General features: G+C 59.7%; 21 protein-coding genes and 1 tRNA gene. 12 read left to right on the forward strand and 10 right to left on the reverse strand.

All coding sequences use genetic code 11. The annotated features are described in order from the left end of the window. Positions 1 to 207: 207 nt before the first annotated feature. The 4 genes from ACVDG9_RS03140 to rpmH form a co-directional block, all read right to left on the reverse strand. Entirely contained in the window at positions 208 to 1212 is a 1005-nt protein-coding gene (locus tag ACVDG9_RS03140) for a hypothetical protein (RefSeq protein WP_447237278.1), read from the reverse strand. A gap of 463 nt (positions 1213 to 1675) precedes the next feature. Next, positions 1676 to 3496, reverse strand: coding sequence for a membrane protein insertase YidC (gene yidC, locus ACVDG9_RS03145; protein WP_197923138.1), 1821 nt, complete (start codon positions 3494 to 3496; stop codon positions 1676 to 1678). Continuing rightward, positions 3493 to 3903, reverse strand: a complete 411-nt coding sequence (gene rnpA / locus ACVDG9_RS03150) for a ribonuclease P protein component (protein WP_023002254.1) — start codon at positions 3901 to 3903, stop codon at positions 3493 to 3495. The genes yidC and rnpA overlap by 4 nt, the downstream gene beginning before the upstream one ends. Before the next feature lie 59 nt (positions 3904 to 3962). Next, complete coding sequence (rpmH, locus tag ACVDG9_RS03155) at positions 3963 to 4097, reverse strand: 50S ribosomal protein L34 (protein ID WP_006934271.1); 135 nt, start codon at positions 4095 to 4097, stop codon at positions 3963 to 3965. Positions 4098 to 4422: 325 nt separating this feature from the next. Between rpmH and ACVDG9_RS03160 the strand changes: the two genes are divergently transcribed. From ACVDG9_RS03160 to ACVDG9_RS03185, 6 genes are all read left to right on the forward strand, one after another. Further along, a complete protein-coding gene (locus ACVDG9_RS03160; protein WP_023002253.1) occupies positions 4423 to 5244 on the forward strand; it encodes a TVP38/TMEM64 family protein in 822 nt (273 codons plus the stop codon). A 36-nt stretch (positions 5245 to 5280) separates the two neighbouring features. Continuing rightward, positions 5281 to 6711, forward strand: a complete 1431-nt coding sequence (locus ACVDG9_RS03165) for a dihydrolipoyl dehydrogenase family protein (RefSeq protein ID WP_447237279.1) — start codon at positions 5281 to 5283, stop codon at positions 6709 to 6711. An 82-nt stretch (positions 6712 to 6793) separates the two neighbouring features. Then, the gene (locus ACVDG9_RS03170; RefSeq protein WP_168686386.1) at positions 6794 to 8266 is read left to right on the forward strand and encodes a sensor histidine kinase; all 1473 of its coding nucleotides are present in this window, start codon (positions 6794 to 6796) and stop codon (positions 8264 to 8266) included. Between the two features lie 215 nt (positions 8267 to 8481). Further along, positions 8482 to 8558, forward strand: a tRNA-Arg gene (locus ACVDG9_RS03175). A 764-nt stretch (positions 8559 to 9322) separates the two neighbouring features. After that, complete coding sequence (locus ACVDG9_RS03180) at positions 9323 to 9631, forward strand: hypothetical protein (RefSeq protein ID WP_447237280.1); 309 nt, start codon at positions 9323 to 9325, stop codon at positions 9629 to 9631. 85 nt (positions 9632 to 9716) lie between these two features. After that, the gene (locus tag ACVDG9_RS03185; RefSeq protein WP_447237281.1) at positions 9717 to 10220 is read left to right on the forward strand and encodes a GNAT family N-acetyltransferase; all 504 of its coding nucleotides are present in this window, start codon (positions 9717 to 9719) and stop codon (positions 10218 to 10220) included. A 150-nt stretch (positions 10221 to 10370) separates the two neighbouring features. Here ACVDG9_RS03185 and ACVDG9_RS03190 read toward each other — a convergent pair whose 3' ends face one another. Together ACVDG9_RS03190 and ACVDG9_RS03195 are read right to left on the reverse strand one after the other, a co-directional pair. Then, the gene (locus ACVDG9_RS03190; RefSeq protein ID WP_370197632.1) at positions 10371 to 10622 is read right to left on the reverse strand and encodes a hypothetical protein; all 252 of its coding nucleotides are present in this window, start codon (positions 10620 to 10622) and stop codon (positions 10371 to 10373) included. Positions 10623 to 10749: 127 nt separating this feature from the next. Continuing rightward, the gene (locus ACVDG9_RS03195; protein ID WP_023002246.1) at positions 10750 to 10959 is read right to left on the reverse strand and encodes a cold-shock protein; all 210 of its coding nucleotides are present in this window, start codon (positions 10957 to 10959) and stop codon (positions 10750 to 10752) included. A gap of 449 nt (positions 10960 to 11408) precedes the next feature. On the opposite strand from ACVDG9_RS03195, the gene ACVDG9_RS03200 reads away from it, so the two are divergent. Then, positions 11409 to 12980, forward strand: a complete 1572-nt coding sequence (locus tag ACVDG9_RS03200; RefSeq protein WP_296599348.1) for a bifunctional AfsR/SARP family transcriptional regulator/alpha/beta hydrolase — start codon at positions 11409 to 11411, stop codon at positions 12978 to 12980. A gap of 101 nt (positions 12981 to 13081) precedes the next feature. On the opposite strand, the gene ACVDG9_RS03205 is transcribed toward ACVDG9_RS03200, so the two are convergent. After that, complete coding sequence (locus tag ACVDG9_RS03205; RefSeq protein WP_023002244.1) at positions 13082 to 13348, reverse strand: BA14K family protein; 267 nt, start codon at positions 13346 to 13348, stop codon at positions 13082 to 13084. Between the two features lie 165 nt (positions 13349 to 13513). Next, positions 13514 to 14215 carry a Crp/Fnr family transcriptional regulator gene (locus ACVDG9_RS03210; RefSeq protein WP_023002243.1) on the reverse strand — a complete coding sequence of 234 codons (702 nt, stop codon included), beginning with the start codon at positions 14213 to 14215 and terminating at the stop codon, positions 13514 to 13516. Between the two features lie 169 nt (positions 14216 to 14384). Between ACVDG9_RS03210 and ACVDG9_RS03215 the strand changes: the two genes are divergently transcribed. The 5 genes from ACVDG9_RS03215 to ACVDG9_RS03235 all read left to right on the forward strand — a co-directional run bounded on the left by ACVDG9_RS03215 (position 14385) and on the right by ACVDG9_RS03235 (position 20297). Beyond that, positions 14385 to 14858, forward strand: coding sequence for a FecR family protein (locus ACVDG9_RS03215; RefSeq protein WP_447237282.1), 474 nt, complete (start codon positions 14385 to 14387; stop codon positions 14856 to 14858). Then, entirely contained in the window at positions 14855 to 16726 is a 1872-nt protein-coding gene (locus tag ACVDG9_RS03220; protein ID WP_447237283.1) for a CHASE2 domain-containing protein, read from the forward strand. Before ACVDG9_RS03215 ends, ACVDG9_RS03220 begins: the two co-directional genes overlap by 4 nt. A gap of 382 nt (positions 16727 to 17108) precedes the next feature. Then, positions 17109 to 18461 (forward strand): aspartate aminotransferase family protein, encoded by a 1353-nt coding sequence (locus ACVDG9_RS03225; RefSeq protein WP_077290837.1) that lies wholly within the window; start codon positions 17109 to 17111, stop codon positions 18459 to 18461. Next, positions 18458 to 19546 (forward strand): anhydro-N-acetylmuramic acid kinase, encoded by a 1089-nt coding sequence (locus ACVDG9_RS03230; RefSeq protein WP_062490440.1) that lies wholly within the window; start codon positions 18458 to 18460, stop codon positions 19544 to 19546. Before ACVDG9_RS03225 ends, ACVDG9_RS03230 begins: the two co-directional genes overlap by 4 nt. A 133-nt stretch (positions 19547 to 19679) precedes the next feature. Beyond that, a complete protein-coding gene (locus ACVDG9_RS03235; protein WP_023002238.1) occupies positions 19680 to 20297 on the forward strand; it encodes a GntR family transcriptional regulator in 618 nt (205 codons plus the stop codon). Here the strand turns inward: ACVDG9_RS03235 and ACVDG9_RS03240 are convergent, their stop codons facing one another. Both ACVDG9_RS03240 and ACVDG9_RS03245 read right to left on the reverse strand, forming a co-directional pair. After that, positions 20298 to 20702, reverse strand: a complete 405-nt coding sequence (locus ACVDG9_RS03240; RefSeq protein ID WP_023002237.1) for an MAPEG family protein — start codon at positions 20700 to 20702, stop codon at positions 20298 to 20300. A gap of 83 nt (positions 20703 to 20785) precedes the next feature. After that, positions 20786 to 22180 (reverse strand): L-serine ammonia-lyase, encoded by a 1395-nt coding sequence (locus ACVDG9_RS03245; protein ID WP_031269831.1) that lies wholly within the window; start codon positions 22178 to 22180, stop codon positions 20786 to 20788. Between the last annotated feature and the right edge of the window lie 70 nt (positions 22181 to 22250).

A 22250-nucleotide genomic window follows, 5' to 3' on the forward strand; every position in this document is an offset into this window, starting at 1 on the left:
TCTCGAACCGTGTCGGGCAAAGCGGGCACTGTCATGATGGAAACGAGGCCTAAAGACGGCACTTGCCTGCGTTTTTCACATCGAGGGCTGCGGGGATGTGTGGTAGGCGACGACCTGAAAAGACCTGCTTGAGTGGGGTTCTTCGGGTCGGTCAAGAACCCCGTCGAAAGTGGACCGGACAGGTGGTGCCGGTTTCTGGAGTCGTGTTCAGGTGGGAATGCGAACCCGGGCGTCGACACGCCTTTCACCATAAGCCCTGTCCTGCGGCATTTGGACTGCCCTCGGGTCGTTGAACAGGAATTCGGAGATTCTCGACATCAACCTGATACGTGTGTGTCTGTTGCCTTCGTGAAATCCGATATCATTAAGCCCTCTCACATAGGCTTGGAATGTCGGGTCCGGGGCGTTGTCCTGCGGTGGCTTGAAATAGAGCTCACCTTGTCCGAACGCAGGCTGATAGCCGAAAAACGCCAGGCCAAGCAGTTCGCGCGCCAGCACACGCGGGTTCTGGAATGATGCTTTCCTGTTGGTTTGTCTGTCCGTGTACTGTCCGAAGGTCCAGAACATGCCGGCGTTCCGGTTCATGAACTCCTTCCAGTGGTTCTTTTGATAGTCCACGGTTCCCTTCACAAGGTGCTCTGCATTTCTCCGGTTGGTCACATGCGGCAGAATCTTCTGCAGTTTCGGGACCTCTTCGTCCAGCAAATCCTCGCCGCATTGGCGAAAAAGGCCGGCCTCAGCGGTTTCCAGCGTCAGACTGAAGGTCTTGTGGGCAGTGATCGCACCGATGATGAGTGCATCGTTGAGAAGAGGCGTCCACTTCTTTTCACTCAGGATGGCGCCTCCTGTGACGGGCACGGGAGGGATGATATTGTTGTCCGCGTCCGTGTGCGTGCCTTTGCCATCGTTGCGGGCTCTTTGTTCCGTCCGGACATGCTTCCTGGTTACGTCTTCCTGGATGCCGCTGGCAGCCGTCACACCGAAGTTTGCGATCAGGTTTTTGCACATCCGGATACCGGTGCCGCCAAGCAAGGTATATGGCATTCGGTTATTTGCGGCAGCCCTGTACAGACTGTAAGCAGCCCGGCAAAACTGGTCCATTTTGTCCCGATCCTGCCAGTTGGACCAGTTTTGAACCCACGCGTTGTCGTCCCAGTAACGCTGCCAGTGAGGTTCAACCGCTGCTTTGAAGGCGTCGTAGTCTGCGTACATGTTCACGTTCTCCACGATGTGGCCATGCTTGCGGCCGCACAAAAGGGATCAGGCGCACGCTTTGCTGTGTGCCGGTTTCTGTTTCAGGTGTTGGCTGGCTTGCTTGTGTCACCGGGTATTGAGCAGGCGCTTTCTGCTGCGAGCACCCGGCCGCACAAGTTGTTGCGTCTCTGGCAGACAATTTGATGGAAGAAGGGCCAAATGGCCAGTGACGCCCGTCACTGCGCTCGCATGGGCCTTGAAGTGGTCAACGCTGGGTCTTGTCGAGAAATGGCGAACTCTTGCCGGTCATTTCCATACCGAACATTCACTCGACAGGCGGAGCGGGACAAAGTCGGCAATGTCCTGCCGACGGAAGCCAGGGGGGCGTCATAAGAACATCAAAAGGTTCGATGACCGGCCTCTCAATGAATAAGCCCCACCAGTTGGCGGGGCTTATTGTTTTCAGGCAACTGCCAGAGGACTAACTCTTGTCGTCGGGAGCTGGCTTCTTGCGTTTGAAGAGCGCCCCCAGATTGTCCCAGAGCTCCACCTTGGCTCCCTGACGGCGCATGATCACATACTGCTGCGTCACGGACAGGGTGTTGTTCCATGCCCAGTAGATCACCAGACCGGCCGGGAAAGAGGCCAGCATGAAGGTGAAGATCACGGGCATCCAGGTGAAGATCATCTGCTGGGTCGGATCGGGCGGAGCCGGGTTCATCTTCATCTGGATGAACATGGTGATCCCCATGATCAGCGGCCAGACGCCCAGCATCAGCATCTGCGGCGGATCCCAGGGGATCAGGCCGAACAGGTTGAAGATGGTGGTCGGGTCCGGTGCCGAAAGATCCTGGATCCAGCCGAAGAACGGTGCGTGGCGCATTTCGATGGTGACGTACAGCACCTTGTAGAGTGCGAAGAACACCGGGATCTGCACCAGGATCGGCAGACAGCCGGCCAGCGGGTTGATCTTCTCTTTCTTGTAGAGCTCCATCAACGCCTGTTGCTGCTTCTGCCGGTCGTCGGAATATTTCTCCCGAATTTCCGTCATTTGCGGCTGCACGAGCTTCATCTTGCTCATGGAGACGTAGGACTTGTTGGCCAGCGGGAAGAAGATCAGCTTGACGATAACGGTGACGACCAGGATGGCGACACCGAAGTTGCCGAACAGGTGGAAGAACCAGTCGATCGCGAAGAACATCGGTTTGGTGAGGAAGTAGAACCAGCCCCAGTCGATGAGGAGTTCGAACCGTTCGATGCCGAGCGCTTCCTCGTAACCGTCGAGAACCTTGGTTTCCTTGGCGCCGGCAAACAGATACGAGCTGCTTTCGCCGGTCGAACCGCCTGCAATGGTCACACCGTTGCCGAGATAGTCGGCCTGAAAGACGTCGGTGGTGGCGGAGTGGCTGAAGCCCGGCTGGAATTCCTGACCCGGGGTCGGGATGAGCGTCGCGGCCCAGTACTTGTCGGTGATGCCGAGCCAGCCCTGGTCGACCTTGGCCGGCCGGATGGAGCTTTCTTCCATCAGATCGTCGTAATCGACTTCCTTGAGACCTTCCGCGCCGAAGACGCCGAGCAGACCTTCATGGAGAATATATATACCCTTGGTTTCCGGCATGCCCTTTCGAGCGATCAGGCCGTAGGGATAGAGCGTTACCGCGTCGGCGCCAGTGTTTTCGACCGCCTGATTGACGGTGAACATGTAGTTGTCGTCGACAGAGAAGGTGCGCTTGAAAGTGAGGCCCGCACCATTGTCCCAGGACAGTGTCACGGGGGTCGACGGGGTCAGTGTCGTCTCGCCGTCGATGGACCAGATGGTATCCGGGCCGGGCAGGGCGATGTTCGAACCCGGATCGCCGACCCAGCCGTAATCAGCGTAGTAGGGCTTGGGGCTGCCGGACGGTGAGAACAGCACGATGGTCGGGCTGCTCTTGTCGACGGTCTCGTGATAGTCCTTCAGCCGGATATCGTCGAGGCGGCCGCCTTTCAGATTGAGCGACCCTTCAAGGCTGGGCGTATCGATGGTCACGCGCTGGGAAGCGGCAAGCGCAGTATCCCGGTTGGCAAAGGCGGCCTGTTGCCCGGCCGCCGGTGCCGCGGTGTTGGCGCCCTGCGAACCGGTCGGTTGCGGTGCATCCGGGTTTGTTGTGCCGGTCGCGGCCTTTTGAGCGGCCTCCTGCTGGGCCTGAAGTTCGGCCTGCTGGCGTTCCAACTGAGGCGCGGCAACGAAATATTGCCAGCCGAGCAGAACAATCAGGGACAGAACGATCGCGAGAATCGTGTTGCGGTTTTCAGAAATCAACTGGATTTACCCCTGTTTCCTGCGCTGTTTCGATTGGGCTGCGAGCCCTGCCGGCGCGGTTTTCCCCGTCCGCGCGGCGTTTGCGGATCCAGCACCTGGCTCAGGCCAGACTTAAGGTCTGCAACGATTTTTTCAAAGGGAAGAGTGAGTGCGCTGTCGCGAGCGACAAGCACGAAATCCGCCTTTTGCGGGATATCTTCGGGCGCAAGTTCGGCCACGGCGGCTCGAAGCCTCCGCTTTATGCGGCTGCGCATAACCGAATTGCCGGTTTTCTTGGTAACCGTGTAGCCAACCCGCGACGCGTCGTCGCTGTCGCGGTTCAAGCCCTGAACGACAAAAGCGCGCCGGCCCAGCCGGCCGCCTTTGGCGACCGCCAGGAATTCGGAGCGCTTTTTCAAAGTGTCCATAGCGGCGGATTGGTGTTGGCAGTCGCCGCCAACCCGGCGCACTGCGGGCTGGTCGCCGATTAGGCGCTGAGGCTCTTGCGACCCTTCGCGCGGCGACGAGCAAGCACCTGACGGCCATTCTTGGTGGCCATACGTGCGCGGAAGCCGTGGCGACGCTTGCGGACAAGACGGCTCGGTTGATACGTACGCTTCATTGTTCTTCCCCGCGCGGCTAAGAGCGCGGCCCTTGTTCATTTTTTAAATTCTTTGGAGGAAGCACCCGAAGCGCCATGAAGAGCGCGGCTTTTCCAGCCTTGGGTCCGAATGCATGTCCCGGTCGAGCGCGCTTATAAGGGCCATGCCGCCTCAAGTCAACTTTGCACGCCTAAGATTCTGCGTTTTCCTTTCGATCACGCACAGGTGAACCTGAAACGAGCAAGCGTCACTTATCAGTGAAGCACAGTTCTTTTTACGAGGTTTAAGGTACATCTGCCTATCAGAACAAAAAAGCAGGGCGCCCCTGCGACAAGAAGCGAGCTGATGGAAGAGTGGATGCTGGGTGACGAGGCCAACAGGATGACGCCGCCGAAGGACACGGGGCAGACCGGCGGAAAGACGCAGGAACGCACGGCAGCCGAAAGGCTCAGAAAGTGGCTTCCACTGGCGGTTCTCGCAGGACTGATGGTGCTCGGATTCGCGCTTGGCCTGCACAAGCAGCTGACCTTGTCGAACCTCATCATGCAGCGGCAGGACCTTGCCGGTTATGTCGAGCAGAACCTGGTGCTCGCCATTCTCGCCTATGTGGCCATCTATACCGTGGCGGTCGCTCTGTCGTTTCCCGGGGCATCCTTGCTGACCATCGCGGGCGGTTTTCTGTTTGGCTGGGTAATTGGCGGTGTCGCAACGGTTCTGGGCGCGACGATCGGCGCCTGCGCCGTCTTTCTTGTCGCAAGATCCTCCTTCGGTGAGGTGCTCACCAATCGGGCCGGCCCCTTCCTTGCCCGTCTGGCCGAAGGGTTTCGCAAGGATGCGTTTCATTACCTCCTGTTTCTGCGGCTGACGCCGGTATTCCCTTTCTGGCTGGTCAACATCGCCCCGGCAATCTTCAAGATGCCGTTGCCCTCCTACACGCTCGCAACGTTTGTCGGCATCATTCCAGGCACCTTTGCCTTCACCTTCATCGGTTCCGGCCTCGACAGTGTCATCGCGGCACAGGAAGCTGCCAACCCCGGCTGCGCGGCGTCCGGAACCTGCCAGATCGACGTTGCTGCCCTGGTAACTCCGCAGCTGCTGGCGGCGTTTTTTGCGCTCGGAATCGCCAGCCTCATTCCGGTGATCTTGAAAAAAGTCCGCAATCGTTAAACTTTCCGCCAGTTTCCTGCCGAATCGGAGCCCGTCATGGCCAATTTGCTGACCCCGGACATTTGCGTGATTGGCGCAGGCTCTGCCGGCCTGTCCGTTGCCGCGGCCGCGACGGCCTTTGGCGTCGAGGTGGTGCTGATCGAAAAGGGGCTCATGGGCGGCGATTGCCTCAACTACGGCTGTGTGCCCTCCAAGGCGCTTCTGGCCGCCGCCAAGGCCGCGCACACGCAGGAAGCTGCGAGCCGGTTCGGAGTGCATGGCGACAAGCCGAAAGTCGATTTTGCCGAAGCGAACGATCATGTCCGCAAGGTCATCGCCGCCATCGAGCCGCATGATTCCCAGGAACGCTTCGAAGGCCTCGGCGTCACCGTCCTGCGCGAGACGGCAAGGTTCACCGGATCCGATGAGGTGTTGGCCGGTGCAGTCCGTATCAAGGCCCGGCGTTTTGTCATCGCAACGGGGTCCTCCGCTTTCGTTCCGCCTATTCCGGGCCTCGAGGACGTTCCCTATCTGACCAACGAAACCCTGTTCCGGTTGCGCGATCGTCCGGAGCATCTGGCGATTATCGGCGGCGGACCAATCGGTCTTGAAATGGCGCAGGCCCACCGGCGTCTCGGTTCGAAAGTCACCGTGTTCGAAGCCCAGAAGGCTCTTGGCAAGGACGATCCGGAACTGGCGGGGGTGGTGCTGGATACCCTGCGTGCCGAAGGTATCGACATTCTGGAAGAAACGGCGGTCGAAAAGGTCGGGCGATCCGGTGCGGGGCTTGTGATCAGTGCGAAGGGGGCGGATGGAAAGCCGGTCACGGTGGAGGCCTCTCATCTGCTGGTGGCGACCGGCCGTGCGCCAAACGTCGACGGTCTCGGCCTGAAAGAAGCCGGCATCGATCATGACCGCAAAGGCATTGCGGTCGACAAGGGTTTGCGAACGAGCAACCGGCGCGTCTATGCCATTGGCGACGTTGCTGGCGGTCTGCAGTTTACGCATGTCGCCGGCTATCAGGCAGGTCTTGCGATTCGCTCCATCCTGTTCCGGCTGCCGGTCTCCATGACCAGCGACATTGTGCCCTGGGTTACCTACACATCGCCGGAACTTGGTCATGTCGGCCTGAGCGAAGCCGAGGCCCGCTCGCGCTATGGCCAGAAGGTCAAGGTGCTGACGGCGGACTATGCCGGCAATGACAGGGCGCAGGCAGAAGGCCTCACGAAGGGCCGCCTGAAGCTGATTGCCGGGCCGCGCGGCAGGCTGCTTGGCGCGGATATCGCGGGTGCCCAGGCAGGAGAGGTCATCAATCTTCTGTCGCTCGCCCTGTCGAAGAAGATGACCATGAAGGACCTTGCCGGGTTCATTGCGCCCTATCCGACACTGGGTGAACTCGTACGCCGTGCGGCAATTTCTTACTATGCGGAAGCGCCCAAAAATGCTTGGCTGCGCAAAGCGATCGGTTTCCTGCGTCTGTTCGGGTGACCGCTGGTGCCGTCTGTTTTAGAGAAGCTGTGGTACCATCGCTGATGCGGGGCCGGGGCCTTGGGATTTGGAAAGACGTGACATGAAACATGAGGGCGCGCCGCAAGGATCGGCTGTCCCGCAAGAACCCGCCGCCACGCCCGCTTCTCCCGGCGATGGCTTCGGGCATTATCGATTTGGCGGCCTGTCGGGCAAACTGCTGTTGATGACGGTGCTTTTCGTGATGCTCGCGGAAATCCTCATCTATGTGCCCTCGATCGCCAATTTTCGAAACACCTGGCTTACCGACAGGCTGACCACGGCAGGTGTCGCGGCCTCTGTGCTTGCGGAAACCAACACCATCGCCCCGCGTCTTCAGGAAGAATTGCTGCGCACGACCGGTGCGCTCGCGATTTCCCTCGACGAAGGCTCGCGGCGCAGCCTGATCGCCATGAGCAATGTGCCGGGTGAGATGGACTTCGTTGTCGACATGGCCGAAGTCACCCCCTGGTCGGCCATCCTGCACAGTTTCGAAATCCTCACCTATCGCGGCGACGGCGCCATGCGCATCATCGGCGTCGGCCAGATGGGCCATACCGAGCATGTCGATGTGGTCCTGCCCGTACGCCTTCTGCAACAGGACATGCTGGCCTTCTCCGGCCGCATTCTTGCACTGTCGCTGGTGATCTCGATCATCACCGCCAGCCTTGTCTACATCACCCTCAGGGCATTGTTCATCCGGCCGCTGCGCCGTCTGACGCGCTCCATGGAGCGGTTTGCCGAAAGCCCGGAAGATACCTCGCGTATCATGTCGATTTCCGGCCGCCGCGACGAGCTCGGCGACGCCGAAATCCGTCTGGCAGGCATGGAGGAGGCTCTTTCAAGGGCGCTTCATCAAAAGCAGAGGCTTGCTGACCTCGGTCTGGCCGTTTCCAAGATCAATCACGACCTCCGCAACCTGCTGGCCTCTGCACAGCTGTTTCTGGAGCGCCTGGAGCATGTGCCGGACCCGACGGTCAAGCGCCTTGCCCCCAAGATCCTGGCAACGCTCGACAGGGCGGTCGGTTACACACAGGCGGTGATGTCCTACGGCAAGGCCCAGGAACGGGCGCCACAACGCCGTCTGTTGGCGCTGAAGCGTGTCGGTGACGACGTGGCGGACGTGCTGGGTCTCGTGGATCATGCGACGGTGCGTTTCGACAACAAGGTCCCGGTGGAAATCGAGATCGACGCCGATCCGGAACAGATCTTCCGTGTGATGCTCAATCTCGTCCGCAATGCCTTTCAGGCGCTGGAGGCGGAAAAGGACGAAACGCTGGTCCGCCGGATCACCATCGAGGCCGAGCGTGAGGGCACTTGCGTCCGCGTCCGGGTTTCCGACACGGGGCCGGGCATTCCGGACAATATCCGCAAGGCACTGTTCAGGGCTTTTCACAGCGGTTCGAAAAACGGCGGCGTCGGTCTCGGGCTGGCGATTGTCGCCGAATTGCTCAAGGCGCATGGCGGATCGGTGCGGCTGGAAGACAACCGGACCGGCACGTGTTTCTGTTTCGAGGTTCCCGACCGCAAGCCATGAGCGGGAAGGGCGATCTTATTCACCGCTAAGTCTCGAGGAGTTCTGCGGCTTTCCGAACTGTGTGACAGTTCTTTGAAAAAAAGTTCAAAAAGGTTCTTGCAATCCCCATCGGACCGCAGTAGGTAAGCGCCCTGTCCGGGGCACACGACACGCCCCGCAGCGCCAAGACCGGTCATCTCCAGGTTCAACCGAGATGACAAGATCTTCGCAAATACGCACCGGTAGCTCAGCTGGATAGAGCACCAGACTACGAATCTGGGGGTCGGGGGTTCGAATCCTCCCCGGTGCGCCACTTTTCCCGCACCATCGGTATTCGATCTGCTTGCACCTGTGTGCATTGCGCTGAAGCGTTGACGGCCTGTCTGGACAGTTTCCAGGAAGCAACTTCAGCATTTGCCGTTTCCGCAATAGCTACATTCGTGCATTGGGTTCCCGCTTTCCATGCGATGGACCGGACGGGTTCTCGGGGGCGCCAATCTCGTTTGAAGGCCAGCTTGTCAGCGGGTGATTTGCCGAATCCCGACGTGCCTGATCCGGGAAATCTGATTTTTTTCCGATGACACATGCCGCATGTTCTTGGGCAGGTGATTACGGTCGCCCGGCTTGGCTGATCCCGACAACAAGGGGCCGTTTGGGGTCATTCCAAAAGAATTGGAAGAAATAAAAATCTTAAAATATTTTGATGTTTGATTATTTTTGTAAAATGTGTATGCTAAAAGTTAGAAAAATAAGCGCGGAACAAAATAAAAATCAATCTTACCGCCTGTTTTGTCATGAGAATTCAAAGTACATGAGTGTTTTTTACTTGCCAGGGTGCTGCTTATGCCTGCGCCCTCCCTGGATAAGTGTGCCCGCGAAACCGGTCATGACACGTTCGGCGGCGCAGATGTTTACCGCTTGCCGTCACGCATTTGGCCTCGTTGGATCAAGAGCAGTTCACGGAAGCGGGCACCGTATGCCGGTTGAACAGGCCGATACGCGTATCTGTCGATAGCATAGCGTCACTTGGCGGATCTCAGCCGGCGAATTCTTCAAATCAAAGGATACCCAGTTATCATGACCAGGAAAACGGTCACAAATACCAGCCAGGGCAGAGTCTCGGGTGGCTCTTCGGACCACAGTTTCAGGATAGGGCAGGCCGTCCGCCTGAAAAACGTATTCGGTGGCAAGGGCATGTCCGGCATGACGTATCGTGTGACAGGCAGGTTGCCTGCTCGCGATGGCATGCCGCAGTATCGCATACAGTCCGATGGGGAAGCGTACGAGCGCATGACCACGCAGGATCAACTTGAAGCGGTTGGCGAAGCTGCTTCTGGTTCCAATTCGACGCTGCTTGAAAAAACATTCGGTTCAAGCCACCGTTAGGTTGCTGGAGAACCGGTTCAGCCCATGCGTGAGAAGGGGTGTTCCTCGTCTGTCAGTGCCTGATGAACCAGGAACAGGAAATGTGGTGGAGCTGGTCGAATTTGCGTCTGATGGCGATCGATCAGACGGCCTGCCCAGGTCCCGTCTCAGGGCTTTTCTTGCGACGTGTTGGCGCGAAACCTACCAGGAGCAATTGGGTAGCGACATTGCCACTGCGATGGTCGAATCCCTTGCGGGAGAGGATCTGGGTGGCATTCTGCCTGCGACGGATGAGCGGGTGATCCTCGCGTTTCATGACGATCGGATCGTCGGAAGCTGCGTCTACGCAGCTCGTGGGGAAACTGTCTATGTCTGGGGCTGTTACATCAGGCGAGCGTTCCAGAGATCGGGGACCGGACGCAGATTGATCCTGCATGTTCAACGTGAAGGTTTGAGCGCAAGGCGGCTTCAGGTCACGGTGCTATGCGCCAGCGCGGGTGCAATCGCCTTTTACGGATCTTTGGGATTTGCAGTTGTGGAACGCGTAGAATACGAGCTCTTGCCCGGTTGCAGGGAGCCGGCGCTGGTCATGGAACTGGCGACCGCCTGACGGTGTGCCATGGTTCCGAGGCTTTGGGCGGAAAAGCATAAGCGAACGCCGAACGGCAATCAGGGGCGGTCCATATTGAATGCCCGTTTCGCTCGCCTTGCCGACAGTGCTCGCAAGAAGCCCCTGGAAAAAGAGGAATGAAACCTGGCGTCAGGTCTTGGGCACAATGGGTTTGCGGGGTTTTGCCGGGGCTGACTTGCCTTTGGCGGTATTCGTGGCGGCGGCTGCCTGCTTGTCCTGGCTCGCCAGTCTTGCAGCTTTCAGCCGGGCCGTCTTGGCGTCGCGGGCAGATGTCTCGGCCTCATTGATTTCACGCGCGACCCGACGCGTTGTTTCCGCTTTGCTTTCCGCAGTTTCCCGTCGTGTGCGAAGCGGGCTTTCATTATCCTTGGACGAAGTCATCTGCACGTCTCCAACCGTTCACTGGTGGTAATTGCAAAAAAGGCCGGGAGTTACCCCGGCCTTTTCCATTCATCCTGCTGCCCGGTGCCAGTACATCCGTGGTCACCGAACAGAGTTGGATGCAGAATTAGACTTCCTGAAGGTTGTCAGCAGCGGACTTGCCGGAACGGCGGTCCTGGACAACTTCAAAGCTGACCTTCTGGCCTTCGACCAGGCTACGCATGCCTGCGCGCTCTACAGCGGAGATGTGCACGAACACGTCGGCAGCGCCATCTTCCGGCTGAATGAAGCCAAAGCCTTTGGTGGTGTTGAAGAATTTTACGGTACCTACTGGCATAACGATTTCCTTTCAATCGGTCATGGTAGTTTGCGCGCCTCACGGTATGCGGGGCGGCGCGGTTAGGTCGACGTTGATGGGAAGATCGTTCAGAACACGGAAAACCGCGCAGTCACAAAGTTCGACAAACAATATCGATGCCCGATACCTAAGTTGAAACCGTGTCCAAAACAAGGCGCATTTCCTGTTTCTTTGAAAAGAATTTTTGCGGCGATGAAACTTAGCAATAATAATTCGTTTTGATCCGATTTCAGGATCGTTTTGGCGGGTGATGGGTCATCTCGGCTGGGTGCAGACCCAGGGGTAATAACGGGATTCCGGTTAATGGACGTAGAACCTGGCAATTGGCGAAGGCGCAGGCGGTAGTTCTGACAGGTTTGTTTTACCAACCTTCTTTTAGGTGCTACAAAGACGCGAAGTGTTTTTCCAAAGTGAGTTCAGAGACATACATGTCCCAGGCGCTGGAAATTTCGCTCCTTGGGGAACTGCGCGTCAGGGCCATGGGGCAGGAAATTGTTCTGCCGGCCTCCAAGAAGGCACGGGCGCTTCTGGCGTTTCTGGTTGCGACGGGGCGGCCGCATCGGCGTGAGCGATTGTGTGAGCTGTTCTGGGACCTTCCGGACGATCCGAAAGCGGCGCTGCGCTGGGCGCTCAGCAAGCTACGGCGGGCGGTGGATACGCCGGACCGGTTGCGCATCATCGCCGACCGCGAACGCGTCCAATTCGATGCTGAAGGCATCGGTATCGACATTCTCGATATTCACGCAAGGCTTCGGAACCAGGCAGGGATGCTTGGCGTCACCGAGCTTGAGGACATGGCCACACGGCTCGGGAATATGTTGCTGGACGGCCTGGACGGTGCCGGGGACGAGGCTTTCGATGCCTGGCTGACGGCTGAACGTGAAGACGTCCATCTGGCACAGGTGGAAGTTTACAGGCGTCTGGCGACTCACAGGGATATTGGCCCGGCTGCCAGTCGGAAGTGGCAGCGTCTGTGGCTGGAAGCCGACCCGGAAGGCGCAGAGGCGCACCAGCGGATGCGAAGTGATACGTCGCCGGCAGGCCTTCAGCGGATCACATCACCCCCAGGTCTTTTGTCTGACCACGTCGTGCTTGCCGAGACGAGTTCGGCCGACCCCGCAGACAGGGTTCGAAAGGCCCGTGCCCATGCGCTCAGGGCGCAGAATATCGGATTTTGCGACGTGGCAGACGGCACCAGGATCGCCTATGCCAGCATCGGGTCCGGCCCACCTATTTTGAAGGCGGCCAATTGGCTGAACCACCTGGAGTTCGACTGGTCGAGCCCGATCTGGGGCAGAAGCTTTGCAGAGCTCTCCCGCGGCCGCACGTTGATCCGTTACGACGAGAGAGGCTGCGGTCTGTCAGATTGGGACGTGGATGATCTCGGGTTCGACGCCTTTGTCGAGGATCTTGAGGTCGTTGCCGATACCCTGGGGCTGGAGCGGTTTCCGCTGGTGGGTATTTCTCAGGGCTGTGCCGTGTCGGTTGAATACGCCGTGCGTCATCCCGAGCGCGTTTCCGGACTGATCCTGATCAGTGGGTATGCTGCCGGCTGGCGATATCTCGCCTCACCGGAGGAACAGGCCCGGCGCGAAGCGGTGATCACGCTGACGGAACTTGGCTGGGGAACGGATAATCCGGCCTACCGGCATATTTTCACACAAACCTTCATGCCGGATGCCAGCGCGGAAACCCTGGACTGGTTCGACGATTTTCAGCGTCAGACAACCTCGCCGAAAAATGCGGCGCGGTTTCAGGAAGCCTTCGGCCGTATCGATGTCCGCCACCGCCTTGGGCAGGTAAAGGCGCCGACAATCGTTTTGCACTCCAGATACGATCAGCGCATTCCGCTGGAACTCGGCCAGGCTGTTGCGGCAGGTATCCCGGGGGCGCAATTCGTGGCACTGGAAAGCCGAAATCACATTCTGGTCGATCAGGAACCTGCCTGGCAGGTGTGCCTTGGTGCCATCCATCGCTTTCTTGAAGAAAACGGCATCTGATTTTGGCTCTTGCCGGAGGCGCATTCCGGCGGGGCAGAGCCGGGATATTATCTCCGTGCTCTGCCCGCTTTGCCGGCAAATGTCTCCTGTCAGGCGAATGGTCAGCGGCTAATGAACGGAGAGGAGCACTGCAGGCGCGAGCCTTGCCCGGACTGGAACGTGTTGTCGGAAACACGATAGGAGTTGTAGCGGCCAAAGCACCAGTCGATATGCCGTGTCACAACCGCATCGCGAGCGCCAAAAGCCCACTGGTGCTGATAGCCCTTGTGGTTGCTTTTTCCATAGCCCCCGGCAAAGGCGGCAGGGGCGAAGGTCGTGGTTGCCAGGGCTGCGGCGGCAACGGCGGTGAAGATGGTTTTCCTGAACATCTGGATCTTCCTTTGGCTTGGTGAAGGCGAAGTGGTGTTCGCCTGTCCCTCTTACCTAGGAGAGATCATTCGCCGGGGCCTGTGACGCGCGACACTGCCCCGACATCGGCTGTCTGATGAAAGCCAGCGCGTCCCGAGTTCTGGCCAAAACGGCTCTCGTGTTCCTCACACGAAGTCCGCGACGTCCTCCAGGCCTTCCCGGTTCCGGATGATCAGCCAGCCTTCCTTGAGGTCGATCAGGTCTGCTTTCTGGAACTTGCGCAGGCACCGGTTCACTGTCTCTCGCGTATTGCCGATCATCTCTGCGATTTCCGACTGGGAGAGCGACAGTTTGGTCAGTGGCTTCTCTTCAGTGCCGGGAGCGGTCACGGTGATGCGGAGCAGCAGGCGGGCGAGACGTTCCGGCAGACCGAGAAAACCGATTTCCATCATCCGTTCGTCCGACCGGCGAACGCGCTGGCAAAGCAGTTCGATCAGCCGGATGGAAAGAGCCGGATCGCGATTGAGCACTTCAAGCAGAGACCTCCGTTCGACCACGACCAGCTTGCAGTTGGTCAAGGCGCGCACGTTTGCTGACCTCTCGCCGCCATCGAGCAGGGCAATTTCGCCGAAGATGTCGCCGGGATGCAGTTCCGACAAGGTAACATCGCGGGCGCTGGGCGTCGGCATGCTGACGCGCACCGAGCCTTCCGCAATTGCCATCATGCTTTGCCCCGGCGTTCCCATGTCGAAAATGATATCGCCTGCGGTGTAGCGTTTGACATGTGCGAAAGCGGCCAGATCCTTGCGGCTCTCGTCATCCAGCGCTTCGAAAATAAAGCTCTGTCCCAGGAGCTTTTCCTTATTCAAACTCTCTTCGGTAGCCATATTCTCTCTTTCTCGTGTGATGCGAGCACCAGTACAACGGTGGTTACAACGGTTGTTGTGTCATACCATGGTGGTATCTCACGGCGATGCCTTACCTAAAATTGACAAGCCTATCGGGATTGCAATGTCAACAAGACGATTGAAATTGGCCGGAACCCTGATTGGGTTGATGCTCGCAGCTTCCTCCACGGCCATGGCGCAAAATGTGAACGGCTGCGAACGCACACAGGTCCAGGATCCGCCCAGGACCGTGTTTCAGTGCGCGAACGGTCTCGTGATCGAAGCAGAAGCAGCCAGTGCTTTCAACATCGACACTGCCGCAGGCGCCACGCGCCCGGAAGATGTCGATCTCGAAACCGATGCGATGCTGATCGAGGTCGAGCCGGGCAGTGGCCCGTTCCAGGTGCGAACCCCTCACGCCATTGCCGCCGTTCGTGGCACGATCTACGCAGTGGATGTCGGGCCGGAGCGCACGTCAGTCTTCGTTTTGCGCGGTCACGTGTCGGTGTCCCGGCCGGATGGCAGCGATACGGTGCTGCTCGCAGCCGGTGAAGGAGCGGACGTCGCCCCGGGCCTTCCCTTCGCACCGGCCACATGGTCAGCGGAAAGGGCCGCAGGGCTTATGTCCCGTTTCGGTCAATGAAACTGAAGCTCTACGTCTGTCTCGTGGTCCTGGCGATGATCGTCGGGGCCGTCTGGGCAGGCTCCCTGGCGTTGGGCCATGTTGCCGGACGGGCAAGCGTGCTTGACCGGCTGGAAACGGTGCTTCTCGATCTTCGTATCCACATCAAGGGACCGCGCGAAGCGCCGCAGGATGTGGTGATCGTGGCCATTGACGATCAGACGGTGGCCGCAGCCGGTCACTATCCGGTCGACAGGGTGTTTCTGACCGAGCTGGTTGACCGGATCCGGGACGCAGGCGCCAAGGCCCTGGCCATCGACATTCTGCTGATGGGAAAATCGAACGAGGCAGCAGACACCGGCCTTGCGACGGCGCTTGCATCTCTGCCTACGGTGATTGCGGCCGGTGGCCAGTTCCCGCTTGAAAGGGCTGCGGCGGTACTGGTGCCGGCTCCCGAAACCGAGTTGCGCCCGTTTGAAGCCTTTGCGGAAGCAGCCAGCGTCGGCCTCGTCAATGTCTCGACCGATGCCGGCGGCACACCGCGCCATATCCCTCTTATTTTCAAGACCGACCAGGGACTGGCCCCCTCGTTTGGCATGCTGGCTGTTGCCGGGTTCCTGGGTGCACCCCCATCGGTGACCGCGGAAGGTATCCGGATTTCCGGGCGAGTGCAGTCGCTGGATCTGCAGTGGCAGCAACCGCTGAACTATTATGGCAAGGGCGGCACCATCAGAACCGTCAGCGCGCAATCGCTTCTTCAGGATGCCGCAGCCGCCAAGGCAGCTCTTGGCGGTCGTCTGGTGCTTCTTGGTGTCACCGCGTCGGCTGTCGGCGACCGGTTTTCGTCTCCGTTCGACCCTATCCTGCCTGGGGTGGAAGTCCTGTCGACGGGGATTGCCAACCTGCTGGACGGATCGGTTCTGCTACGCGACAGCCGGGTCCGCAGTTTCGATGCACTCGCTGCCGTCTCCATTACGCTACTGGGCATGGCCGTTGTCGTGTTTCTGCCGCTGGCCAGCGCAACCATCGTTTATCTGCTGCTTTTGCTGGGCTGGCTGACCGTCGTCGTCATCTGTTTCAACCAGGGCATCTGGCTCAACGCGGCATTGCCGATTGCGGCAAGCGTGCCGCCGGTTGTCGCGCTTGCTGTGCTGAGGGAAGGTTTCGAGTGGTTCAGGGTACGCCGGCTGGTGGCGGCCCGGGAGGCTCTCAGCCGGTTTCAGGCGCCGGATCTTGCCCGGCGTATTGCCGATGATCCCGGCTTTCTGCTGGTCCCGCGGGAGCAGCCGGTTGCGATCCTGTTCATTGATCTGGCCGGATACACCGCCCTTTCGGAAAAACTGGGTCCTGCGCGAACCCGGGATGTTCTGAAGGCCTTTCATACGCTGGTCGTCAATGAGGCCGCGCGCAACAAGGGGCTTGTACTGGATTTCATGGGAGACGGGGCGATGATCGGATTCGGCATTCCGGACGCCGGACCAAAGGATGCCGCTGACGCCTGTCGCTGTGCCTTTGATCTCGTCGTTGCTGTGCGTGGCTGGATCCTTGCCTCCGGGCTCGACGCCGAAATTCGCGACGTACGCCTTGGCGGCCATTTCGGTCCGGTGGTGCTGTCGCGTCTGGGGCATGAGAACCAGCAGCAGATCGCGGCAACCGGCGACTGCGTGAATGTGGCCAGCAGGCTGATGGAAGTCGGCAAGTCACGTGGCGCTTCGATCGTCCTTTCCACCGCCCTGACGAAAGCCGCCGAGGCAGGTGGTGAAATGTTGGGAATGCCGCCACGCAGGGAAGCCGTCGCAATCAGGGGGCGCGTGCAGGAGCTCGAAGTTGCGCTCTGGACAGCGGACGAAGCCATGCCGGAGCAGCGCGCGCTTTCTGCGACAAATTGAATGTGCGGTAGGCGATCCCGGGTTGGCCGAAAAGCGGACGGGCGGAAGCTTTCTGCCTCCGCCCGTTTGCTCCACCGGCCATCTGCTTGAGGGTTGCTCCTGCCAGTGGTGTGTCCGTTTCTGCGGACAAGATGTAAATAGCCCGACTGAGCCCCGGAGACATGTGACGGCCCTCACAGGCAAAACGGTCTTCAGCCAACGATCGCGACTTGCGATGCCTCGCATGTGGCTCCGGCCTTTCGAGGTTCGTTTGCAGGAAAAATCGTCCCAAGCAATCTCTTCAATTTTGTCAGGCTATGGCCTACCGTGTGCCCCACCGCGCAGGAACCTTTGAGTCGCCTGCGGCCGGATCTTTCCAACCGCATTTGAGACGAGACCCTTCATGGCACAGCTGCCGAATTCCCTTGAAGCCCGCGACACGGCATTCCAGCTCCATTCCTACGCCGACGCCCGCCGTCAGGAAGAGACAGGCGCATTGGTGATCGAGAAGGGTGAGGGCATCTATGTGGAGGATATCAACGGCAAGCGTTACATCGAAGGCATGGCCGGTCTCTGGAGCGTTGCCGTCGGCTTCGGTGAAAAGCGCCTGGTCGATGCGGCCGCCCGGCAGATGGAGAAGCTGCCCTACTACCACACCTTCACCTACAAGAGCCATGGACCGTCGATCGAGCTGGCGGAAAAGCTGGTCGAGATGGCACCCGTGCCGATGTCGAAGGCCTATTTCACCAACTCCGGGTCTGAAGCCAACGATACGGCAATCAAGCTGATCTGGTACCGGTCGAATGCGCTTGGCCAGCCGGAGCGCAAGAAAATCATTTCGCGCGTGCGCGGCTACCACGGTGTCACCATCGCTTCGGCCAGTCTCACGGGCCTGCCCAACAACCACCGCTCGTTCGACCTGCCGCTGCCGCAGATCCTGCACACCACCTGCCCGCACTACCGGACCATGAAAAAGGACGGTGAAAGCGAGGCGGATTTCGCAAAGCGCTGTGCGCAGGACCTGGAAGACCTGATCCTGGCCGAAGGCCCGGAAACGATCGCGGCCTTCTTTGCCGAGCCGGTGATGGGCGCCGGCGGCGTGGTCGTGCCGCCGGACGGATACTGGCAAGCAGTTCAGCCGGTTCTGAAGAAATATGACATTCTCTTCGTCGCCGATGAGGTGATCTGCGGATTTGGCCGGACCGGCAACATGTTCGGCACGGAAACCTACAATCTGCAGCCGGACATGATGACCCTCTCCAAGGCTTTGTCGTCGTCCTACCAACCGATTTCCGCGCTGCTGATCAACGACACGGTCTATCAGCCGATTGCGGACGAAAGCCACAAGATCGGCGTGCTTGGTCATGGTTACACCGGCAGCGGGCACCCGGTTGCAGCAGCTGTTGCGCTTGAAAACCTGAAGATCATCGAGGAGCGCGATCTGGTTGGTCATGTCAGAGCCATCGCACCGACTTTCCAGAAACGCCTTGCCGGTCTTGCGGAAAATCCGCTGGTAATCGAGACGCGCGGCATCGGGCTGATCGGTGCCGCGGAACTGTCGCATGAGGCGCTTGCGGCAACGCCCGGCGCGCTCGGCGCGAAAACCAATGCAATGTTCCACGACAAGGGCCTGATTTCGCGCAACATGCTGGACGCCATGGCCTTCTGTCCGCCGCTGATCATTACCGAAGCCCAGGTGAACGAGTTGTTCGACATCGCAGAAGCCGGTCTCAAGGCAGTTCAGGAAAGCCTGTGAGCGATCACTACTCCATCCTTGGAACAATCTCGGGCACCTCGGCCGACGGTATCGATCTGGCGTGGATCGAAACCGACGGCCGGACGGTTGCCCGGTTCGGCCCTGCGGAGACGGCAAGCTACCGGCCAGAGACAAAGCGCCGGGTGCTGGAAGCTGCTGCGCGCAAGGGAACCGGACGCGACGACTGGCCGGAAATCGCCGCTGCGGTAACGCGCGACCATGCCGAGGCGATCCTGGGGTTTCTGGCAACGCACGGTCTTGCGCCGGATGCCGTGGTTTTTCACGGCCAAACAGTCTGGCACGATCCGGCCAAGGGCGAAACGGTTCAGCTGGGTGATCCGCAGTCTCTTGCAACGGATCTCAACGTTCCGGTGATCGGCGACGTTCGCCTGGCAGATATGGTGGCAGGCGGGCAGGGAGCCCCTTTGGTGCCTGTCTATCATCAGGCGCTCGCCAAGACACTGGTTGGCGAAGACAAGGAGCCCTTGTGTTTCCTCAATATCGGTGGGGTTTCCAATCTTACCTATATTGAAGGCGACAAGCTGCTGGCGTTCGATATCGGACCGGGCAATGCCTTCCTGGACGACTGGGTCCGCAAGCACGGTGCCGGCGACTATGACGCGGGCGGGGCGATCGCGGCAAAGGGCACGGTCGATGAAGGTCGTCTTCAGGCAGCGCTCACCCATCCGTTCCTGACCGAGCCGGGTCCGAAGTCCCTCGACCGCTACAGTTTCTCCGGCGAATTTGCTGAAGGTCTTGGCCTGGAGGATGGCGCTGCCACCTTGCTCGCTTTCACGGCAGCCGCCATTGCCAGCGCGGAAAAGCTTTTGCCGCGGGTTCCTCGGCTTTGGCTGGTTTGCGGCGGCGGACGGCACAATCCGGTTCTGATGAAAGCCTTGGCGAAGCTTCTTGCGGGAGATGTCGTGTCGGCGGACGACTACCGGATCGACGGCGATGCCCTGGAAGCCCAGGCAATGGCATTCCTGGGCGCGCGTTTGAAGGCCGGTCTGCCAACCACCTTTCCAGGCACGACCGGTGTCCGCCAACCGGTTGTCGGCGGCAAACTGTTTACGCCCGGCACATGAGCGTGCGTAGCGAGGTGCTTCTCCCGGTAATCGCAAAAACGCCTCTCTTCCGGAAGTCAGTGGTTCGGAAGGTCAAGCGACCAGAAAGCTGCAATTGCTTGCGCGAACCCCAGCTTGCCGCTAACCAGACATCATGAACGGATCTGAAATCTACCACCGGCTGATCGGCCTCATTGAAGAGCGGGTCTTGAAACCCGGCGACCGATTGCGCGAGGCAGACCTGGCGGAAGAATTCGGCGTCTCCAGAACGCCGATCCGCGAAGGCCTGAAACGGCTTGAGGCCCAGGGCCTCGCCGTGCACGAGCCCAACCGTGGCATGGTGGTGCCGACCCTTGATCATGGCCAGATCAACGAAGTCTACTTCATGCGGGAAGTTCTGGAAGGAACGGCCGCCGGACTTGCCGCCAAGCATGCGTCAAAGCCGGAAGTGGAGATCCTGCAGGATCTGGTCAGCGCCGATCGCAAGCGCATTGCGGACAAGGACAGCCTGGTGCGCTCGAACCGGGAGTTTCACCGCCGCCTGTGCCTGGCCTCGCACAATCGCTATCTGGTCGACCAGATCGACCACCTGCGCCTGTCGCTCATCCTGATGGCGGGCACGACGCTGGATACGCCGGAACGGCGCGAAACGGCGGTCGAGGAACATGCCGCAATCGTTGACGCTATTTCACGGGGCGACTGTGCCGCAGCAGAAGCCGCTGCCCGGCTTCACATTGCGCACGCACACAAGACCCGGCTGCAGCAGATCTGATCAGCCGGTCAGCAGACCGTTTGCCGAGCGCGTTAACAACATCAGTGCCGCGACAACCAGAACGGTGAATGTGAGAGCCATGCCTGCAATCCGGAATCTGAGCGGTTCCGGTTCCTGGCTGACGCTGTAGGCGTGCAGAGCCCTGCCGGTGAAAAGACCCACACCCAGTGCCCAGAGCAGCCAGGGCGTGGCACCCGTCAGCTCCAGAAGCAACATGAGTATCAGCCCCAGCGGGGTGTATTCTGCAAAGTTGCCGTGGGCGCGCATGCGTCTTTGCAAACCGCCATGGCCGCCATCGCCGAGGCCGATGCGTTCGCTCTTGCGCACGCCGATCACCCGAACACTCAGGAAAATGTAAAGCAGCGTCAGCAGGCCCGCGAAAAGCGGGGTGATGTAAAGCGCCATGTCGGCCCCTTGAAAGAGAGAGCCGGCGGCGCAGGTTCTGGCCGCCGGAGATGTTCAGCTTACGCCGGGCGGGCAAAGGCGGATCAGCATTCCACGATATTGACGGCCAGCCCGCCCTTCGAGGTTTCCTTGTACTGCTCCATCATGTCCATGCCGGTCTGGCGCATGGTCTCGATGCAGCCGTCCAGCGGCACGAAATGCGAACCGTCGCCACGAAGCGCCAGAGAGGCAGCAGTAACAGCCTTGACCGCACCAAGGGCATTACGCTCGATGCAAGGGACCTGCACCAGGCCTGCAATCGGGTCGCAGGTCATGCCGAGGTGGTGTTCCAGGGCGATTTCCGCCGCATTCTCGATCTGCTCGTTGGTGCCGCCAAGCGCTGCGCACAAACCGGCAGCCGCCATGGCAGAGGCCGAGCCGACTTCGCCCTGACAGCCAACTTCGGCACCTGAGATCGAGGCGTTTGCCTTGATGATGCCGCCAACAGCTGCCGCCGTCAGCAGGAAGGTCCTGATGCCGGCCTGGTCCGCGCCGGGGCAGTGATCGAGGTAATAGCGGGTCACGGCCGGAATGACCCCGGCAGCACCATTGGTCGGTGCCGTCACGACACGGCCTCCGGCAGCGTTTTCCTCGTTGACGGCCATGGCGTAAACGCCGAGCCAGTCGACCACGTTGTGCTCGAAAGGCGGGTTCGTGCGGCCTTCGCGAATGAGCTTTTGGTAGATATCTGCGGCGCGGCGTTTCACTTTCAGGCCGCCGGGCAGAATGCCGGTCTGGGAAATGCCGCGGTTGATACAGGAATCCATTGCCGACCAAAGACGGTCGATGCCTTCTTCCACTTCAGCCTGAGGCTTGTCGCTGCACTCGTTGCGCAGCTTCATCTCGGCAATGGAAAGCTCGGCTTCCCGGCCCATCTCCAGCATCTGTTTGGCGTTGGCAAAGGGAAATGGCACATCCTGCTTGGCAAGCTCGTTGACCGGTTCGTTGCTGGTCTTGCGCAATTCGGATTCGCTGACCACGAAACCGCCGCCGATGGAATAATAGACAAAGGTGTCGATAACGGCGCCGGCAGCATCCAGCAGATGGAAGGTCATGCCATTGGCGTGCAGCGCCAGCGGAGGACCATAGTCAAAGATGACATCCCGGGACGGTTCGAAATGCAGCTCCGGCAGGCCGTCTATTTTCAGCTTCCTGGTCTGCTCCAGCTCTTCCAGCATCGGGTCGACCTTGTCCGGATCGATGGAATCGGGCCTGGCTCCCAGCAGGCCGAGACACACGGCCTTGTCCGTGGCGTGGCCCTTGCCGGTGAAGGCAAGTGAGCCATGCAGGGTGACGGTCAGCCGTGTCGCACGGTTTTCCGCGCCGGACAGGCCCCGCACCCGGTCAAGGTAACGGTGAACGGCAACCATCGGGCCCACCGTATGAGAACTGGACGGCCCGATGCCGATTTTGAAAATGTCGAAGACGCTGATGAACATCTCTTGAACCGCATATGTCAGATGCACCGGCCCTGCCGGCGCTTTGAGGTCACGCTAACAGATAGCGCCC

The organism is Roseibium sp. RP-7, from assembly GCF_053005225.1.

Bases quoted from the DNA above. Each gene is read 5' to 3' on its own strand.
- ACVDG9_RS03180 (WP_447237280.1), top strand. From the start codon at position 9,323: ATGACCAGGAAAACGGTCACAAATACCAGCCAGGGCAGAGTCTCGGGT.
- ACVDG9_RS03215 (WP_447237282.1), top strand. From the start codon at position 14,385: ATGCTCGCAGCTTCCTCCACGGCCATGGCGCAAAATGTGAACGGCTGC.
- ACVDG9_RS03170 (WP_168686386.1), top strand. From the start codon at position 6,794: ATGAAACATGAGGGCGCGCCGCAAGGATCGGCTGTCCCGCAAGAACCC.
- ACVDG9_RS03165 (WP_447237279.1), top strand. From the start codon at position 5,281: ATGGCCAATTTGCTGACCCCGGACATTTGCGTGATTGGCGCAGGCTCT.
- ACVDG9_RS03190 (WP_370197632.1), bottom strand. From the start codon at position 10,622: ATGACTTCGTCCAAGGATAATGAAAGCCCGCTTCGCACACGACGGGAA.
- ACVDG9_RS03195 (WP_023002246.1), bottom strand. From the start codon at position 10,959: ATGCCAGTAGGTACCGTAAAATTCTTCAACACCACCAAAGGCTTTGGC.
- ACVDG9_RS03140 (WP_447237278.1), bottom strand. From the start codon at position 1,212: ATGTACGCAGACTACGACGCCTTCAAAGCAGCGGTTGAACCTCACTGG.
- ACVDG9_RS03200 (WP_296599348.1), top strand. From the start codon at position 11,409: ATGTCCCAGGCGCTGGAAATTTCGCTCCTTGGGGAACTGCGCGTCAGG.
- ACVDG9_RS03225 (WP_077290837.1), top strand. From the start codon at position 17,109: ATGGCACAGCTGCCGAATTCCCTTGAAGCCCGCGACACGGCATTCCAG.
- ACVDG9_RS03160 (WP_023002253.1), top strand. From the start codon at position 4,423: ATGGAAGAGTGGATGCTGGGTGACGAGGCCAACAGGATGACGCCGCCG.
- ACVDG9_RS03245 (WP_031269831.1), bottom strand. From the start codon at position 22,180: ATGTTCATCAGCGTCTTCGACATTTTCAAAATCGGCATCGGGCCGTCC.
- ACVDG9_RS03240 (WP_023002237.1), bottom strand. From the start codon at position 20,702: ATGGCGCTTTACATCACCCCGCTTTTCGCGGGCCTGCTGACGCTGCTT.
- ACVDG9_RS03205 (WP_023002244.1), bottom strand. From the start codon at position 13,348: ATGTTCAGGAAAACCATCTTCACCGCCGTTGCCGCCGCAGCCCTGGCA.
- ACVDG9_RS03220 (WP_447237283.1), top strand. From the start codon at position 14,855: ATGAAACTGAAGCTCTACGTCTGTCTCGTGGTCCTGGCGATGATCGTC.
- rpmH (WP_006934271.1), bottom strand. From the start codon at position 4,097: ATGAAGCGTACGTATCAACCGAGCCGTCTTGTCCGCAAGCGTCGCCAC.
- ACVDG9_RS03210 (WP_023002243.1), bottom strand. From the start codon at position 14,215: ATGGCTACCGAAGAGAGTTTGAATAAGGAAAAGCTCCTGGGACAGAGC.
- ACVDG9_RS03235 (WP_023002238.1), top strand. From the start codon at position 19,680: ATGAACGGATCTGAAATCTACCACCGGCTGATCGGCCTCATTGAAGAG.
- rnpA (WP_023002254.1), bottom strand. From the start codon at position 3,903: ATGGACACTTTGAAAAAGCGCTCCGAATTCCTGGCGGTCGCCAAAGGC.